The sequence below is a fragment of the Variovorax boronicumulans genome, assembly GCF_009811375.1.
Classification (GTDB): Bacteria; Pseudomonadota; Gammaproteobacteria; order Burkholderiales; family Burkholderiaceae_C; genus Variovorax; species Variovorax boronicumulans.
Genome location: NZ_BKDH01000001.1, coordinates 3,450,790 through 3,466,446, shown reverse-complemented (window position 1 = coordinate 3,466,446; position 15,657 = coordinate 3,450,790). Strand labels below are relative to the sequence as shown.

General features: G+C 68.9%; 19 protein-coding genes. 8 read left to right on the top strand and 11 right to left on the bottom strand.

Annotated features, from left to right (window positions below; translation table 11 throughout):
• Nucleotides 1–42: 42 nt before the first annotated feature.
• A complete protein-coding gene (locus tag VHAB30_RS16005; protein WP_095744521.1) occupies nucleotides 43–537 on the bottom strand; it encodes a MerR family transcriptional regulator in 495 nt (164 codons plus the stop codon).
• A 69-nt stretch (nucleotides 538–606) separates the two neighbouring features.
• On the opposite strand from VHAB30_RS16005, the gene VHAB30_RS16000 reads away from it, so the two are divergent.
• Nucleotides 607–1,848 (top strand): NADH:flavin oxidoreductase/NADH oxidase family protein, encoded by a 1,242-nt coding sequence (locus VHAB30_RS16000; RefSeq protein ID WP_159277655.1) that lies wholly within the window; start codon nucleotides 607–609, stop codon nucleotides 1,846–1,848.
• A gap of 7 nt (nucleotides 1,849–1,855) precedes the next feature.
• Here VHAB30_RS16000 and VHAB30_RS15995 read toward each other — a convergent pair whose 3' ends face one another.
• The 3 genes from VHAB30_RS15995 to VHAB30_RS15985 are packed head-to-tail and all read right to left on the bottom strand — an operon-like array spanning nucleotide 1,856 to nucleotide 4,343.
• Nucleotides 1,856–2,983 (bottom strand): phosphatidate phosphatase App1 family protein, encoded by a 1,128-nt coding sequence (locus VHAB30_RS15995; protein ID WP_159277654.1) that lies wholly within the window; start codon nucleotides 2,981–2,983, stop codon nucleotides 1,856–1,858.
• Nucleotides 2,980–3,498, bottom strand: a complete 519-nt coding sequence (locus VHAB30_RS15990; RefSeq protein WP_159277653.1) for a dihydrofolate reductase — start codon at nucleotides 3,496–3,498, stop codon at nucleotides 2,980–2,982. Before VHAB30_RS15990 ends, VHAB30_RS15995 begins: the two co-directional genes overlap by 4 nt.
• A 5-nt stretch (nucleotides 3,499–3,503) precedes the next feature.
• The gene (locus VHAB30_RS15985) at nucleotides 3,504–4,343 is read right to left on the bottom strand and encodes a thymidylate synthase (protein WP_159277652.1); all 840 of its coding nucleotides are present in this window, start codon (nucleotides 4,341–4,343) and stop codon (nucleotides 3,504–3,506) included.
• A gap of 36 nt (nucleotides 4,344–4,379) precedes the next feature.
• Here VHAB30_RS15985 and nthA point away from each other — a divergent pair, with 36 nt between their 5' ends.
• From nthA to VHAB30_RS15970, 3 genes are read left to right on the top strand one after another with little or no spacing between them, the layout of a single operon-like run.
• On the top strand, nucleotides 4,380–5,021 hold the full coding sequence (gene nthA, locus VHAB30_RS15980) for a nitrile hydratase subunit alpha (protein ID WP_159277651.1): 642 nt from the start codon (nucleotides 4,380–4,382) through the stop codon (nucleotides 5,019–5,021).
• Nucleotides 5,018–5,683 (top strand): nitrile hydratase subunit beta, encoded by a 666-nt coding sequence (gene nthB, locus VHAB30_RS15975; RefSeq protein ID WP_159277650.1) that lies wholly within the window; start codon nucleotides 5,018–5,020, stop codon nucleotides 5,681–5,683. The genes nthA and nthB overlap by 4 nt, the downstream gene beginning before the upstream one ends.
• A complete protein-coding gene (locus VHAB30_RS15970; protein ID WP_070059726.1) occupies nucleotides 5,680–6,057 on the top strand; it encodes a nitrile hydratase accessory protein in 378 nt (125 codons plus the stop codon). The genes nthB and VHAB30_RS15970 overlap by 4 nt, the downstream gene beginning before the upstream one ends.
• On the opposite strand, the gene VHAB30_RS15965 is transcribed toward VHAB30_RS15970, so the two are convergent.
• Together VHAB30_RS15965 and VHAB30_RS15960 are read right to left on the bottom strand one after the other, a co-directional pair.
• A complete protein-coding gene (locus VHAB30_RS15965; RefSeq protein WP_159277649.1) occupies nucleotides 6,054–7,481 on the bottom strand; it encodes an FAD-binding oxidoreductase in 1,428 nt (475 codons plus the stop codon). The two genes, VHAB30_RS15970 and VHAB30_RS15965, sit on opposite strands and share 4 nt — an antisense overlap.
• Complete coding sequence (locus VHAB30_RS15960) at nucleotides 7,478–7,894, bottom strand: DUF2069 domain-containing protein (protein WP_159277648.1); 417 nt, start codon at nucleotides 7,892–7,894, stop codon at nucleotides 7,478–7,480. Before VHAB30_RS15960 ends, VHAB30_RS15965 begins: the two co-directional genes overlap by 4 nt.
• 66 nt (nucleotides 7,895–7,960) lie before the next feature.
• Here VHAB30_RS15960 and VHAB30_RS15955 point away from each other — a divergent pair, with 66 nt between their 5' ends.
• Nucleotides 7,961–9,172 (top strand): YihY family inner membrane protein, encoded by a 1,212-nt coding sequence (locus VHAB30_RS15955; protein WP_159277647.1) that lies wholly within the window; start codon nucleotides 7,961–7,963, stop codon nucleotides 9,170–9,172.
• A gap of 22 nt (nucleotides 9,173–9,194) precedes the next feature.
• On the opposite strand, the gene VHAB30_RS15950 is transcribed toward VHAB30_RS15955, so the two are convergent.
• A complete protein-coding gene (locus VHAB30_RS15950) occupies nucleotides 9,195–9,545 on the bottom strand; it encodes an Mpo1-like protein (protein ID WP_095744532.1) in 351 nt (116 codons plus the stop codon).
• A 98-nt stretch (nucleotides 9,546–9,643) separates the two neighbouring features.
• Here VHAB30_RS15950 and VHAB30_RS15945 point away from each other — a divergent pair, with 98 nt between their 5' ends.
• Together VHAB30_RS15945 and VHAB30_RS15940 are read left to right on the top strand one after the other, a co-directional pair.
• Nucleotides 9,644–10,027 carry a thioredoxin family protein gene (locus VHAB30_RS15945; RefSeq protein WP_139705773.1) on the top strand — a complete coding sequence of 128 codons (384 nt, stop codon included), beginning with the start codon at nucleotides 9,644–9,646 and terminating at the stop codon, nucleotides 10,025–10,027.
• A 21-nt stretch (nucleotides 10,028–10,048) separates the two neighbouring features.
• Entirely contained in the window at nucleotides 10,049–10,714 is a 666-nt protein-coding gene (locus VHAB30_RS15940; protein ID WP_070059721.1) for an NAD-dependent epimerase/dehydratase family protein, read from the top strand.
• A 25-nt stretch (nucleotides 10,715–10,739) separates the two neighbouring features.
• Here VHAB30_RS15940 and VHAB30_RS15935 read toward each other — a convergent pair whose 3' ends face one another.
• Together VHAB30_RS15935 and VHAB30_RS15930 are read right to left on the bottom strand one after the other, a co-directional pair.
• Entirely contained in the window at nucleotides 10,740–11,546 is an 807-nt protein-coding gene (locus VHAB30_RS15935) for an alpha/beta fold hydrolase (protein WP_070059720.1), read from the bottom strand.
• 1 nt (nucleotide 11,547) lies between these two features.
• Nucleotides 11,548–12,858, bottom strand: coding sequence for an O-acetylhomoserine aminocarboxypropyltransferase (locus VHAB30_RS15930; RefSeq protein ID WP_062476631.1), 1,311 nt, complete (start codon nucleotides 12,856–12,858; stop codon nucleotides 11,548–11,550).
• 148 nt (nucleotides 12,859–13,006) lie between these two features.
• Between VHAB30_RS15930 and VHAB30_RS15925 the strand changes: the two genes are divergently transcribed.
• On the top strand, nucleotides 13,007–13,465 hold the full coding sequence (locus VHAB30_RS15925; protein WP_062476634.1) for a CBS domain-containing protein: 459 nt from the start codon (nucleotides 13,007–13,009) through the stop codon (nucleotides 13,463–13,465).
• A 19-nt stretch (nucleotides 13,466–13,484) separates the two neighbouring features.
• Here VHAB30_RS15925 and VHAB30_RS15920 read toward each other — a convergent pair whose 3' ends face one another.
• Entirely contained in the window at nucleotides 13,485–14,468 is a 984-nt protein-coding gene (locus tag VHAB30_RS15920) for a Bug family tripartite tricarboxylate transporter substrate binding protein (protein ID WP_159277646.1), read from the bottom strand.
• Between the two features lie 8 nt (nucleotides 14,469–14,476).
• Nucleotides 14,477–15,589, bottom strand: a complete 1,113-nt coding sequence (locus VHAB30_RS15915) for an adenosine deaminase family protein (protein WP_235926688.1) — start codon at nucleotides 15,587–15,589, stop codon at nucleotides 14,477–14,479.
• Nucleotides 15,590–15,657: the final 68 nt, after the last annotated feature.

Here is a 15,657-nt window from a genome sequence, read left to right as displayed (position 1 = left end):
GTGTTGAGGGGAGGGCGGTCCGGACATTGTGCGCACAAACAATTAGCGCTGTCTAAACCCTGCGCCGCGCATGCCTTTCGAGGCGTGTACCGAAGTTTCCAGTTCTTTCTGCGGGCGCGAGGGACGTGCCACTTTGTTTCTGGTCGTAGCCATGCTTTCGGCCAGCGTGGCGGGGTCCATGCATTCGCCGGCGGCCCAGGTCTGGCGCAAGGTGGTGCGCAGGTCGGTCAGGTCGCGCCGCTGCGCGCGCAGGCCGGCCATGAGCTGGTCGATTTCGCGCACGCGGCCGTCGAGACGTTCGAGCAGGTCGTCCCCCGAAAAGACCTCGCAGCCTGCGAAGGCGCTGCGCAGGCTGTCCAGCGAGAAGCCGAGGTTCTGCGCGATCTGGATCAGCTGCAGCCGCTTGAGCGCGGCCTCGGTGTAGACGCGGTACCCATTGGCGCCGCGCTCGGGCGCGGGCAGCAGGCCGCTTTGCTCGTAGAAGCGGATGGCCGAGGGCGCCATGCCGGTCTTGTCTGCCAGTTCACCGATTTTCATATCGCTTGACCTTCAAGTTGGCTTGAATCTTAGCATCGGGTTTTTCCACTCCACCACCCGGTCCTCATCGTGAACTCCTCGCCGCTTTTCCTGCCGCTGACCCTGCCCAACGGGAGCGTCCTGCCCAACCGCCTGGCCAAGGCCGCCATGGAGGAAAACATGGCCGACGCCGGGCAGTTGCCGGGCGCGGCACTGCACGACCTCTACCGTGTCTGGGCGCAGGGCGGGGCGGGCCTGATCCTCACGGGCAACGTGATGATCGACGGCCGCGCGCTCACCGGCCCGGGCGGCGTCGTGCTCGAAGTCGACACGCCGCTCGAGCGCTTCAGCGAATGGGCCGCGGCCGCGCGCAGCGGCGGCGCGCAGGTGTGGATGCAGATCAACCATCCGGGCCGCCAGGTGCAGAGCAACATGGGCGGCACGGCCTGGGCGCCGTCGTCGGTGGCGCTCGACCTGGGCAAGCACAGCAAGCTTTTCGTGCAACCCAAGGCCATGAGCGAGGCGGAGATCGCCGAGACCGTCGACCGCTTCGCCGCCACGGCGCAGGCCGCCGAGCGCGCGGGCTTCACCGGCGTGCAGGTGCATGCGGCGCACGGCTACCTGCTCTCGCAGTTCTTGTCGCCGCTGACCAACCAGCGCACCGATGCCTGGGGCGGCAGCCTGGAGAACCGCGCGCGCTTTCTGCTCGACGTGGTGCGTGCCGTGCGGGCCCGCGTGGCGAGCGGCTTCGCCGTGGCCGTGAAGCTCAACTCCGCCGACTTCCAGCGCGGCGGCTTCTCGGAGAACGATGCGAAGCAGGTCATCCGCTGGCTCAACGACGAGGCCGTGGACCTGGTCGAACTGTCGGGCGGCAGCTACGAGAGCCCGGCGATGCAGGGCCGCACCGCCGACGGCCGCACGCTGGCGCGCGAGGCCTACTTCCTGGAGTTCGCCCGGGAGCTGGCCGCCGAGGCGCGCATGCCGGTCATGACCACGGGCGGCATCGTGCGCCGCGCCGTCGCCGAACGGGTGCTGGGGGAGGGCGTCGCGGTGGTGGGCATGGCCACCGCATTGGCCGTGGCGCCCGACCTGCCCGCACGCTGGCGCGCGGGCGAAGACGCGGCGGCGCAGAGCCCGCAGGTCGACTGGAAGGACCAGGTCATGGCCGCGCTGGCGCGCATGGCGCTGGTGAAGCGCCGGCTGCGCACGCTGCGTCCGGGCCGCAACAGCGCGCCCGCGCACTCGCCGTTCCTGACCCTGGTGCTCGACCAGCTGCGCACGAAGCGGCTGACGAAGCGCTACCGACGCTGGTTGGGAGCGCGCACGGCGTGAGCCGCCGCTATCGATTGGCCGGTTGAATCGGCCAGGCGGTGGTGTCGGGCCGCAGCAGGTGCCAGACCACGGGCGCGATGCCTTCGAAGGTGGCGCGGTAGCGATCGGACAGCCGGTTCTCGTCGGTCACGTCGCGGATCACGATGCCGTCGATGCGCTGCGGATGCGCACGGAACACCTGCGCGTAGATCTCGGGGTCGGCCTCGCCCGAATCGCCCACGAGCAGGAAGCGGCGTTGCGGAAATTCGGCCAGCAACCGCTCGATCACGCCGAGTTTGTGCGCGCGCGAGTCTTCGGCGCTGGGGATCAGCGTGCGCCACGTCGTGCTTTCGCGCAGGTGCATGCTGCCGGCGGGAAAGTCGGCGTCGCGAATGAAATCGGTGAGCGCGGGGTACAGCTGGATCGGGCTGCCCGAGAGGTAGTGAAAGCGCGTGCCGGGCGCCTGCGCCAGCGCGCGGTAGTGCGCCGCCATGCCCGGCGCGGCCTCGAAGCGGCGCGCGAAGGTGTTCAGCAGCATCTCGCGACGGTCGCGCACCTGCGTGCGCTTGATGGTGTCGTCGATGTCCGAGATGACCGACACGCCCTGCGCCGGCACGATCTGCGCACGGCCGCGAAAGCGCGGCAGCAGCTCGCCCGGGCCGGTCACGCCGTGGAACGACAGCCACTCCTGCGACGCCGGGATGTGCGAGGCCTCGACGACCGCGCGCAGGTTGCTGCGGCCGTCGGCGCCCGTGGGCGGCATCGTGAGGCGCGTGGCCGAGCCGTCGAAGACGACGTCGATCACCTTGTCTTCTTCCGACTCGGCATGGAACAGCGCGGTGCGCTGGCTGAAGCGCAGCCGCGCAGCCGGCGTGAGCTTCTTCAGGTTCATGCCGAGGTAGCGCGCGAGCGCGGCGTCCAGGCCCCAGCGGTGCTCGCGCTCGAACACCCAGGCATGCACGTCGACCTCGAGCCGGCCGTCGGCCGTGGGGCGCGCGGTGCCGGGCATGAACAGCGCCTCTTCGTCCGATTCCAGCGGCCCGGCGGCCTGCAGGGCCTGCAGCGGCGCGAGGCCGGCGAGCAGGGCGGCACCGGCCAGCACGGTGCGCCGCGACAGCCGCGGAGGGAGACCGGGCGTGCGGTGCGGTGCCGTCATGCCGCGATGCGTTCGTAGGTCACGAAGCTGAAGGGCAGACCGTCCTTGGCCGAGACGTGCGACTCGCGCTGCGTCTCGCGCCATATGGCGGCGTCGAGCACGGGGGCGTGCGCGTCGCCTTCGTAGTCGCGTGCGATCTCGGTGACCACGGCGCGTTGGGCCAGTGGTTCGGCTTCGGCGTAGATCTGTGCGCCACCGATCACCCAGACTTCGGGCGAGTCCGCCGGCGTGCACAGCGACAGCGCATCGGGCAGGCTGCCGACCGCTTGCGCGCCTTCGGCTTGCCAGTCGGCCTGCCGCGTGACCACGATGTTCCGGCGGCCCGGCAGCGGACGAAAGCGCGGGGGCAGCGAGTCCCAGGTCTTGCGGCCCATCACCACGGGCGCGCCCGCGGTCTGCTGCTTGAAGTGCGCCATGTCCTCGGGCAGGTGCCAGGGGATGGTGTTGTTCACGCCGATCACGCCATTGGCGGCGCGCGCGAAGATCAGGTTGATGCGGGGCGTGGTGGCACTCATGGCGCTCACACCGCCACCGGCGCCTTGATCGGATCGCCGTGCCTGTAGTCGAGCACCTCGAAGTCTTCATACTGGTAGTCGAAGATCGAGTCGGGCTTGCGCTTGATGTTCAGCGTGGGATAGGGGAAGGGCGTGCGGCTGAGCTGCAGCTTCACCTGCTCGGCGTGGTTGCTGTAGATGTGGCAGTCGCCGCCGGTCCAGATGAAGTCGCCCACGTCGAGGTCGCACTGCTGCGCCACCATGTGCGTGAGCAGCGCGTAGCTGGCGATGTTGAAGGGCACGCCCAGGAAGATGTCGGCGCTGCGCTGGTAGAGCTGGCAGCTGAGCTTGCCGCGCTCGCCTTCGGCCTGCGGCGGCGCCACGTAGAACTGGAAGAAGGCATGGCAGGGCATGAGCGCCATCTTCGACAGCTCGGCCACGTTCCAGGCGCTCACGATGATGCGGCGCGAGTCGGGGTTGCTCTTCAGCGTCTTGATGACGTCGGAAATCTGGTCGATGTGGCCGCCGTCGGGCGTGGGCCAGCTGCGCCACTGCACGCCGTACACCGGGCCCAGGTCGCCGTCTTCGCGCGCCCATTCGTCCCAGATGGTGACGCCGCGCTCCTTGAGCCAGTTGTTGTTGCTCGAGCCGGTCAGGAACCACAGCAGTTCCTGGATGATGGACTTGAGGTGCACCTTCTTCGTGGTCACCAGCGGAAAGCCCTCGTTCAGGTCGAAGCGCATCTGGTGGCCGAACACGCTCTTGGTGCCCGTGCCCGTGCGGTCGCTCTTGAACACGCCGTGCGTGTCGACGTGGCGCATGAAATCTTCGTACTGGGAGCGGACGGGGCGGGCAGGGAGGGTCATGTTGGGAATTTTACGGGGCGGCGCTAGCATCGGCCGATGACCGGCCATGACCACTCCCACGACCATTCCCACGACCACAGCAGCGAACTCGGCGAGATGGACCTGCGCGTGCGCGCCCTCGAAAGCGTGCTCACGCAAAAAGGCTACATCGACCCCGCCGCGCTCGATGCGCTGATCGACACCTACCAGACCCGCATCGGCCCGCGCAACGGCGCACGGGTGGTGGCGCGGGCCTGGGTCGACCGGACATTCCATGACTGGCTGATGGCCGACGCCACGGCGGCCATCGCCTCGCTGGGCTACACCGGCCGCCAGGGCGAACACATGGTCGCGGTGGCCAACACCGACGAGCAGCACCACATGGTCGTCTGCACCCTGTGCAGCTGCTACCCCTGGCCCGTGCTCGGCCTGCCGCCCACCTGGTACAAGAGCGCGCCCTACCGCTCGCGCGCCGTGAAAGACCCGCGCGGCGTGCTGGCCGACTTCGGCACCACCTTGCCCGAGACCACGCGCATCCGCGTCTGGGACTCGACCGCCGAGGTGCGTTACCTCGTGATCCCGCAGCGCCCGGCCGGCACCGAGGGCTGGAGCGAAGACGAACTCGCCGCGCTGGTCTCGCGCGATTCGATGATCGGCACGCGCGTGGTCGAGGCGCCGTCGGCAAGGAGCACGACATGACCTACACGACGCATGCCGACCTCGGCGGACAACCCGGCTTCGGCCCCGTCACGCCCGAGCCCGAAGGCGAGCTGTTCCACGGCGCCTGGGAGCCGCGCGCGCTGGCCCTCACGCTGGCCATGGGCGCCACCGGCTCCTGGAACATCGACACCAGCCGCGCCGCGCGCGAGACGCTGCCCGATTACCGCGACCTGAGCTATTACCAGATCTGGCTCGGCGCGCTGGAGCAGCTGATGCTGCAACGCGGCCAGGTCTTCGCGGACGAGATCGCGTCCGGGCAGATGCACCATCCGGCCGCGCCGGTGGCCCGCGTGCTGCAGGCCGCGAACGTGCCCGCCGTGCTCGCCAAGGGCTCGGGCACCGAGCGCCCCGCATCGGCGCCCGCGCGCTTTGCGGTCGGCCAGGCCGTGCGCATGCACCTCGGGCGCGTCGACCACCACACGCGCCTGCCGGGCTACGTGCAGGGCAAGCGCGGCACGATCGAGCACATCCACGGCGCGCACGTGTTCGCCGATGCGAATGCGCAGGGCCTGGGCGAGCAGCCGCAATGGCTCTACACCGTGGTCTTCGCCGAAGCCGAGCTGTGGGGCGACGCCGCGCCGCGCCAGAACCTCGCGGTATCGGTCGATGCGTGGGAAAGCTACCTGGAGCCCGCGGCATGAAGGCGAACGACATGCCGCCGCTCGCACTCGCTCCGGGCATGCCGCGCGACGCCGACGGGCCGGTGTTCAGGGAACCGTGGGAGGCGCAGGCCTTCGCGATGACGCTGGCGTTGCACGAGCGCGGGCTGTTCAGCTGGGTCGAGTGGGCCGAGGCGCTGGCCACGCAGATCAGCGCCGCGCAGGCCGCGGGCGACCCGGACACGGGCGACACCTACTATCGCCACTGGCTCGCCGCGCTCGAAAACCTCGTGGCCCGCAAGGGTGCGAGTTCCGGCGACGAGCTGGCCCGCTACCGCCACGCCTGGGACCATGCGGCGGAGCGCACGCCGCACGGCCAGCCGATCGAGCTGCGGGGCGAAGACTTTCCGGGCTAGACGCGGATCACGCGCCCCGGGTTCAGGATGTTCTTCGGATCGAGCCCGCGCTTGATCGCCCGCATCATCTCCAGCGCCACCGGCGACTTGTGCTTCTCGAGCTTGTCGACCTTGAGCGAGCCCACGCCATGCTCGGCCGAGAACGAGCCGCCGAACTGCTCGACCGCGTCGTAGACCAGCGTGTTGATGCGCTCTTCCTCGTTCTTCAAAAACGCCTTGGTGTCGATGTTCTCGGGCGCCTGCACGTTGTAGTGCAGGTTGCCGTCGCCCAGGTGGCCGAAGTTCACCAGCCGCACGCCGGCGATCTCGCGTTTCAGCAGAGCGTCGGTGGCTTCCACGAAGGCGGGAATGCGCGACACGGGGATCGAGATGTCGTGCTTGATGTTCAGCCCCTCTTCGGCCTGCGCGAGCGGAATGCTCTCGCGGATGTGCCAGAGCTGGTGCGCCTGCGTGAGGTTCTCGGCCACCACCGCGTCGCTCACGCAGCCGTCTTCGAAGGCGGTTTCGAGCAGCGCCTCGAAGCGCGCGCGGGCGTGGTCCTCGGACTCGCTGTCGGAGTTCTCGAGCAGCACGCAGTAGGGCACCGTCTCGTCGTGGATGAAGGGCACGCGCAGCTGCGGCATGTGCTTGTCGACCAGGCTCAGCGCGAACTTGCCCATCACCTCGAAGCCCGTGAGGCCCGAGCCCAGGTGCTTGTGAGCCAGGCCCAGCAGCGTGACCGCGTGGTCGAGTGAAGGCACGGCCGCCCAGGCCGTGAGCTGCGCGGCGGGCAGCGGGTACAGCTTCATGGTGGCGGCGGTGATGACGCCCAGCGTGCCTTCGCTGCCGACGATCAGGTCGCGCAGGTCGTAGCCCGTGTTGTCCTTGCGCAGGCCGCTCGTGCCTTCCCAGATCTCGCCTTGCGGCGTGACCACTTCCAGGCCCAGGCACAGGTCGCGCGTGTTGCCGTAGCGCACGACCTGCGTGCCGCCCGCGTTGGTCGCGAGGTTGCCGCCGATGGTGCAGCTGCCCTCGGCCGCCAGGCTCAGCGGGAACAGGTAGCCGGCCTTCTCGGCGGTTTCTTGCAGCGTCTGCAGGATGCAGCCGGCCTCGACGGTCATCGTGAGGTTGGCGGCGTCGATGTTGCGGATGGCGTTCAGGCGCTGCAGGCTCAGCACCACCTGCGTGCCGCTGTCGTCGGGAATGGAGCCGACCGCCAGGCCGGTGTTGCCGCCCTGCGGAATGACGGCCGTGCCGGCCGCGGCGCAGGCCTTGACCACGTCGGCCACCTGCTGCGCATTGGCCGGGCGCACCACGGCCAGCGACTTGCCGCGCGCGCGCTTGCGCCAGTCCTGCTCGTAGGCCGCGAGGTCGCCCTCGGTCAGCACGTGCGTGGCGCCGACGATGGCGCGCAGTTGGTCGATGAGGGAAGAAGAGGTGGTCATTGGGCGGAAGCCTCCAGGGGATGGGCAGCAGCAGCGGCGGCCTTGGCGTGGCGCAGGCGAAGGCGCACATGCCACGCGCAGGCCGCGAAGAGCACGAGGCACAGCAGCACCTCGACGAGCGCGAGGACTTGCCCCACGCCGTTGGTGTCGCTCCAGGCGCGCACCACGCCCTCGGTGAAGTAGAGCCAGATCATCAGGCTGACCCAGCGGTAGGTGTACATGCGGTTCTTGTAGAGCCCCGCGAGCGGAATGACCAGCGGCAGCACCTTCAGCGCGAGCAGCGAGCCGCCCGGGCGCAGCGGCGCCAGCCACAGCTCCCAGGCCAGGCCCAGCACGATCAGGCCGACGAGGCTGCCCACGGCGGCCCATCGGGTGGCACGGACGGAAGAGGGCGGGAGTGGGGTGTCGGACACGGTGGCGGCGAAAGAGAGAGGGGGAGGCGCACTGGGTGTGGCGCGTCTAGGGAAAGAGCGGATGGCATGATACCGGCCATGAATCGCAGGCAGCTTTGGAGGGATCTTTCGCGCTTTCCTTGGCGCAACACCGCAGCGGTATTGGGCGAGCGTTTCCGCGAAGACCGCCTCGGCCTCACGGCCAGCAGCCTGACCTTCACCACCACCATCGCCATGGTGCCGTTCTTCACGGTGGCGCTCGCGCTGTTCACCGTGTTCCCGATGTTCGCCACCATGCAGGGCCGCCTGCAGCGCTGGCTGATCGAGAGCCTGATTCCCGACAACATCGCGCGCCAGGTGCTGGGCTACCTGAACCAGTTCGCGAGCAAGGCCAGCGGGCTCGGTATCGCGGGCCTGGTGGTGCTGCTGATCACCGCCATCGCACTGATCCTCACCATCGACAAGACGCTGAACAACATCTGGCGCGTGCGCACGCCGCGGCCTTTGGCGCAGCGGGTGCTGATCTACTGGGCCACCATCACGCTGGGGCCGCTGATCCTTGCGGTGAGCCTGTCGACCACCTCGTACGTGTTCGCCGCTTCGCGCGACGTGGTGGGTGGAGGCATCGTCAAGCTGGCCTTCGACACCCTGGAATTCCTGCTGCTCGCCGCCGGCATGGCCGGGCTGTACCACTACGTGCCGAACACCACGGTGCGCTGGTCGCACGCCTGGGCCGGTGGAATCTTCGTGGCGGCCGCCATCGAGATCGCCAAGCGTGTGCTGGGCTACTACCTGAGCCTGGTGCCGACCTATTCGGTGCTGTACGGCGCCTTCGCCACCTTCCCGATCCTGCTGGTGTGGATCTACGTGGCCTGGGTAATCGTGCTGCTGGGCGCCGTCATCGCGGCCTACCTGCCGAGCCTGCTGACCGGCGTGGCGCGCCGGGGCGGCGCGGCGGGCTGGCCGATGCAGCTCGCGATGGAAGTGCTGCAGCACCTGGCGCGCGCACAGGCCACGCCGGCCAAGGGCATGGGCGCGAGCGAACTGCTGACGCGCATGCGGGTCGACGGGCTGCAACTGGCGCCGGTGCTCGAGACGCTGGTGCGGCTCGACTGGATCGCGCCGCTGGCCGAGGAGCCCGCCAACCAGGACCCGCGCTACGTGCTGCTGGCCGACCCGTCGACACCCATCGAGCCGCTGCTGCGCGAGCTGCTGATGCCGCGCGCCGAGCCGCTGGAAGACCTGTGGCAGAAGGGCCCGCTGCGCACGCTGCGGCTGGGCGACGTGCTATTGATCTAGTAGCGCTCTGGCGTTCGGGTCGTCAGATCTTGACGCGGCCGGCCCAGATGTCGCGGTACATCGTCCAGTCGCCCATGAAGGAATACAGCGGGCGCTTGAACGAGGCCGGCTTGTTCTTCTCGAAGCCGAAGTGCCCGACCCAGGCGAAGCCGTAGCCCGCCACCAGCCCGGCCAGCAGCCACCACGGATTGAGCGTGACCACCAGGGCCACGAGGCACAGCAGCGAGATCGTCGAGCCCGCGAAATGCAGACGCCGGCAGGTGACGTTGGCGTGCTCGGTCAGATAGAAGGGATAGAACTCGGCAAAGCTGGTGAAGCGGCGCGGATCGACCGGGGCCGGCGCGTCCGGTGCGGCAGGGGTGGAGGTGTTCATCGTGGGTCTCCTGCGCCCCGCAGGGGCTTTGTTGATAATAGCCACGACCCCGCGGACGCACCACCCGGGTTCGCCATCCCACCTTCGCCGTATCCACCTTGAGCGCTGTTCCCGTCGTCCCCGTCGATTCTTCCGCCGATGCCAACGCGCTGTGGGTCGTGTGCCTGTGCGCCGAATGGTGCGGCACCTGCCGCGACTACCGGCCGCTGCTGGTCGAGCTGGCAAAGGCGCACCCGCAGTTCCGCTTCGCCTGGGTCGACATCGAGGACCACGCCGAGATCGCCGACGCCTTCGACGTCGAGACCTTCCCGACCCTGCTGGTGGCGGGTGCCGACGGCACGCGCTTTCTCGGTCCGCTGCTGCCGCACATCGAAACGCTGTCGCGGCTGCTCGGCGCGCTGCAGCCGCCGCAGCCTTCCAGCCTCGACGTCGACCTGCTGCTGGCCGTGCTCGAGAAAAAGCCCGCGGCCTTCGCGGTCTGACGTCTTCGGAGCTTCCTTCCCATGAACATCCTGATCTTTGGCGCCACCGGCATGGTGGGGCAGGGCGTGCTGCGCGAGTGCCTGCTGGCACCCGACGTGGAACGCGTGGTGGCCGTGGGACGCAGCGCCACCGGGCAGCAGCATCCCAAGCTGCAGGACCTGGTGCACAAAGACATGTTCGACTACCGCGCCATCGAGTCGCAGCTGACGGGCTTCGACGCCTGCTTCTTCTGCCTGGGCGTGTCGTCCGTCGGTATGAAGGAGCCCGAGTACAAGCGCATCACCTACGACCTGACGATCGCAGCCGCCACCGTGCTGGCGCGGCTCAACCCGGGCATGACCTTCACCTACGTGACGGGCGCCGGCACCGACAGCAGCGAGCGCGGCGAACGCATGTGGGCGCGCGTGAAGGGCGCGACCGAGAACGCGTTGATGCGCCTGCCGTTTCGCGCGTCCTACATGTTCCGGCCCGGCATGATCCAGCCGCTGCACGGCGTGCGTTCGAAGACGCCGCTGTACGACGCCGCGATCGTGGTGCTCAAGCCCGTGCTCGGGCTGGCCCACCGCTGGTGGCCCGACCGCGTGACCACCACCGAGAAGGTGGGCCGCGCGATGCTTGCAGTGGCGCGCCGGGGTGCACGCAAGGTGCTGCTCGATCCGGCGGACATCAACGCGCTGGGCAGCTAGGCCGCCCAGCGTTCGTCGCAGCTTTTCAGCCTGCGACGAAGTCGCGCAGCGCGAACAGCACCTCGTCCGGCGCCTCGCTCATCAGCGCGTGGCCGGCATGCACCGTCACCACCTTGGCGTTGCGCGCCTTGCCCACCAGCGCTTTGGTGGCGCGCGGCGGCGTCATCTGGTCGGCGTCGCCCAGGAGGAACAGCACGGGGCACTGCACCTTCTCCATCGCGGCTTCGCCGTTGGCGTAGTCGTTGCAGGCCTTGAAACCGATGTGGAACACATTGGCCTCGCGGTTGCTCGCGAGCACGCGGCGCATCAGCGCGCGCGAGCTGCCGTACAGCCAGGTGCCCGGGCCGAGCGACGAAGGCGGCGGTGCCAGCAGCGAGTGCGAGAAGGTGTTGACCATCGCGATGGCGCGCTGCGGATCGCTCACCGAGCTTTCGAGCAGCGCGGGCGACACCACCATCGGGTAGGCCGTGCCGACCATCGCCAGCTGCGTGATGCGCTCGGGCGCGCGCGCCGCGGTTTCGAGCGCGATCAGCGAGCCGAAGCTGTGGCCGACCAGCGCAGCCTTCTGCACGCCGGCCGCGTCGAGCAGCGCGATGACGAACTGCGCCGCCTCTTCCACGCTGGCCGGCGGTGCGCCGGCGCTCTTGCAGTGGCCCGGCAGGTCGACCGCCAGCACGTTCCAGCCGTGGTTGGCGAACCAGCGGCTTTGCAAAATCCACACGCTGTGGTCGTTGAGCACGCCGTGGATGAACACCACCGTGGGCTTGGCCGCATCGAAGGGCTTGCCGGCGGTGTAGCAGTAGGTGTCGTGGCCGTTGACGGTGTAGTTCATCTCAGGCACCCGCCTTTTCCGCGGCCTTCAGCGCGCGCTTGAGGTCGTCGATCAGGTCGGCCGGGTCTTCCAGGCCGATCGACAGACGGATCGTGCCTTGCGAAATGCCCGCGCCCGCCAGCGCCTCGTCGGTCATGCGGAAGTGCGTGGTGCTGGCCGGGTGGATCACCAGGCTGCGGCAATCGCCCACGTTGGCCAGGTGGCTGAACAGCTTGAGCGCCTCGATGAAGGCCTTGCCCTGCGCGCGGCTGCCCTTGATGTCGAAGCTGAACACCGCGCCGGCACCGCGCGCGCCGTGGCGCAGCAGCTTCTGCGCGAGCGCGTGACTCGGGTGCGACTCGATCAGCGGATGTCCCACGCGCGACACGAACGGATGGCTGGCCAGGAATTCGACCACCTTCTGCGTGTTGTCGATGTGGCGCTCCATGCGCAGCGGCAGCGTCTCGATGCCCTGCAGGATCAGCCAGGCCGTGTGCGGGCTCATTGAGGCGCCGAAGTCGCGCAGGCCTTCGCGGCGTGCTCGCAGCAGGAAGGCGCCGACGGTGCTTTCCTCGCTGAACACCATGTTGTGGAAGCCGTCGTAGGCCTGCGTGAGCTCGGCGAACTTGCCCGACTTCTCCCAGTCGAAGCTGCCGCCGTCGACCACCACGCCGCCAATGACGGTGCCGTGGCCCGACAGGAACTTGGTGGCCGAGTGGTAGACCAGGTCGGCGCCCCAGTCGAAGGGCTTGATGAGGTAGGGCGAGGTGAGCGTGGAGTCGACCAGCAGCGGCACGCCGGCTTCGTGGGCGATGTCGCTCACGGCGGGAATGTCGAGCACATCCAGGCCCGGGTTGCCCACGGTCTCGCCGAAGAAGAGCTTGGTCTCGGGGCGCACCGCGGCGCGCCAGGCGTCGAGGTCGCCGGGCTTCACGAAGGTGGTCTCGATGCCGAAGCGGCGCATCGTGTAGTGCAGCAGGTTCTGCGAGCCGCCGTACAGCGCGGTGCTGGCGACGATGTGCGAGCCCGCGCCCATCAGCGTGGCCACCGACAGGTGCAGCGCCGCCTGGCCGCTGGCCGTGGCGATGGCGCCGATGCCGCCTTCGAGCGCGGACACGCGCTGCTCCAGCACCGCGTTGGTCGGGTTGCTGATGCGCGAGTAGACGTGGCCTGCACGCTCCAGGTTGAAGAGCGCGGCGGCGTGGTCGCTGGATTCGAAGACGAAGGAGGTCGTCAGATGGATGGGAACGGCCCGCGCGCCGGTGGTGGGGTCGGGGGCGGCGCCGGCGTGCAGCGCGAGGGTGTCGAAACCGGGGTCGGAATAACCGGGCATGAAGGCCTTTCTGTTGTCTCTTCGCAATGCCCCGTGACACCGGCAATGCTTGCACAGGCGACAGGGGCGTTCGGGTCGGCGTCGATTGTGGGCTATATTCAAATCGGCACGACGCCGAGAACGACGAATCCCCGAGAGGAGCACCACCATGAAAGTCAGCGACATTCTTCGCGTCAAGGGCAACACGCTCTTCACCACCACGCCGGACGACCCGCTGGCGGAAGCCGCCAAGACCATGGCGGACAAGGACATCGGTTCGCTGGTGGTCATGGAGCACGGCGACCTGGTCGGCATGCTCACCTTCCGTGAAGTGATCGTGGCGGTCGTCAACAACGGCGGCCAGGTCGGGACCACGCTGGTGCGCAAGGCCATGGACGACGCGCCCGTCACCTGCACGCTCGAAACCGACCTCGACGAAATCCGCCGCATCATGCTGGAGCGCCACGCGCGCTACATGCCCGTGATGGACAAGCGCATGCTCATGGGCGTGATCAGCTTCTACGACGTGGCCAAGGCCGTGGTCGACGCGCAGAACTTCGAGAACAAGATGCTCAAGGCCTACATCCGCGACTGGCCGGAAGACGAGAGCAACGAAAAGGCCGGCTGAGCCCGGCCGGCCGGACCGCCTACTCTTTGATGTTGGCGGTTTCGACGATCTTCTTGTTGCGTGCGTACTCCGACTGCACGAACTTCCCGAACGCCTCCGGCGTTCCGCTGCCCGGCAACGCGCCTTGCTCCGCCAGCTTGGCGCGCACGCCTTCTTCCTGCAGCACCGCATTCAGTTCCTGGTTGAGCCGCGCCACCACGGCCGGCGGCGTCTTCGCGGGCGCGAAGATGCCGGTCCAGCTCACCATGTCGTAGCCCTTGAGGCTGGGCATCTCGTTGAAGGTGGGCACCTGCGCGAGCGCCGGCAGGCGCTGGCTGCCGGTGATGCCCAGGGCCTTCAGGCGCTTGCCGTTCACATGTGGGATGGCGCTGGTGCTCACCAGCATCGCGAGGTCGACCTGGTCGCCGATCACGTCGGTGGCGATCTGCGCACCGCCGCGGTAGGGCACGTGCGTCACGAAGATGCCGCTGCGCTCCTTGAGCAGTTCCATCGCCAGCTGCAGCACGGTGCCCACGCCCGAGGTGGCGTAGTTGTAGTGGCCCGGCTGGGCCTTGGCGAGCTTCACGAAATCGGCATAGCTGCGCACGTCCAGGCCGGGGCGCGCCACCAGCACCATCGGCGCGGTGTTGAGCAGGCCGACGGGCGCCAGGTCTTTGAGCGGATCGAAGCGGAAGGCCGAGGGGTTGACCAGCCGGCCGATGGCGATGGCGCTGTCGGGGCCGACCACCAGCGTGTAGCCGTCGGGCGCCGCGCTCACGGCCTTGGCCACGCCGATGGCGCCGCCCGCGCCGCTCACGTTCTCGATCACCACCGACTGCTTGAGCCGCTCGCCCAGGCGCTGCGCCACGAGGCGGGCGTTGACGTCCACGCTGCCGCCGGCCGTGAAGGGCACGATCAGCGTGAGGGGCTTGGCGGCGGGCCAGGCGGGCTGCGCGAGGGCACCGGTGGGCAGGGCGGCGCAGAGTGCGGCGGCAGCAAGGATCAGGCGGCGGTTCGTGGTCATGGCGGGGGTCATCCGGGGAAGGGGGTGGCGGAAGGCGTGGGTTCGGAAGGCAGGCGGGCGCGCAGCGCGTCGAAGTCGGCGCTCCATTCGGCGCGCCACTGGCGGCGCTGCGTGTCGTCGATCCAGGCGCCGTCCAGACCGTTGTGCATGAAGCCGCGCAGGTCGTCCAGGCCGAAGCCGAAGTCGCGCACCATCATCAGCCAGGCGCCCGTGGGCGTGACCTGGTGCAGCGTCGGATCGTCGGTGTTCGGGTGGATGCGCAGGCCCAGGCCGGGCATGCGGCGGATCGGGTGGTCCAGCGCCCAGCGCTCGGGCGGCAGCGTGCGCAGGTAGTAGGAGTTGGTCGGCACCACGGTGAAGATCACGCCGCGCTCGGCACACTGGCGCGCGAAGTCGGGCTGGTCGACCACCGTGTAGCCGTGGTCGATGCGGTCGACCTGCAGCAGCTCGAGCGCGGTGCGCACGTTGGTCCAGGGCATGCCGAATTCGCCGGCGTGCGCGGTGGTCTTGAGGCCGGCCTTCTTCGCCTCGGCGTACGCGCGGGCGAAGAGCTCGGGCGGCCGGTCGTTCTCGCGGTAGTCGATGCCGATGCCGATCACCTCGTCGCAGCGGTGGGCCTGGACCCACTCGACCATCTCCACCGCCGCCTCGGCGCTGGCCTCGCGGTCGATGGCGGCAATGAGCCGGCCGGTGATGCCGAACGCCTTCTGCGCATCGTGGATCGCGCGGACGATGGCGCCCTGCGCCAGCGGGTACGCAATGCCCGAGCCGTGCACCGTGCCGGTCGGGTTCCAGAAGAACTCGGCGTAGCGCACCTGGTGCGAGGCCGCGTCCTGCAGGTATTCGAGGGTGAGCTGGTACAGGTCGTCGGCGCTGCGCACCAGCTGGGCGTCGAGCGCGCGCAGCACACGCAGCACGCCCACGGGCTTTTCGCCGCGCGTGTAAAAGCCGTCGATTTCCGCGTCGGCCAGCGGCGCACCGGCGCGCCGGTTGAGCTGGCGGAAGGTCTCGTGGCGCACGGTGCCGAAAAGGTGGCAGTGCAGCTCCACCTTGGGAATGGCGCGCAGGATCGCTTCGAGCGTGAAAGGAGCGGCGGCGGGCGCAGGCGCGGCAAGGGTCATGCGGCGCAGTCTAGGCAGTGCATGCTCATAAGGAAAATTTTGAATTTCTATAATTTGATTCATTGAAT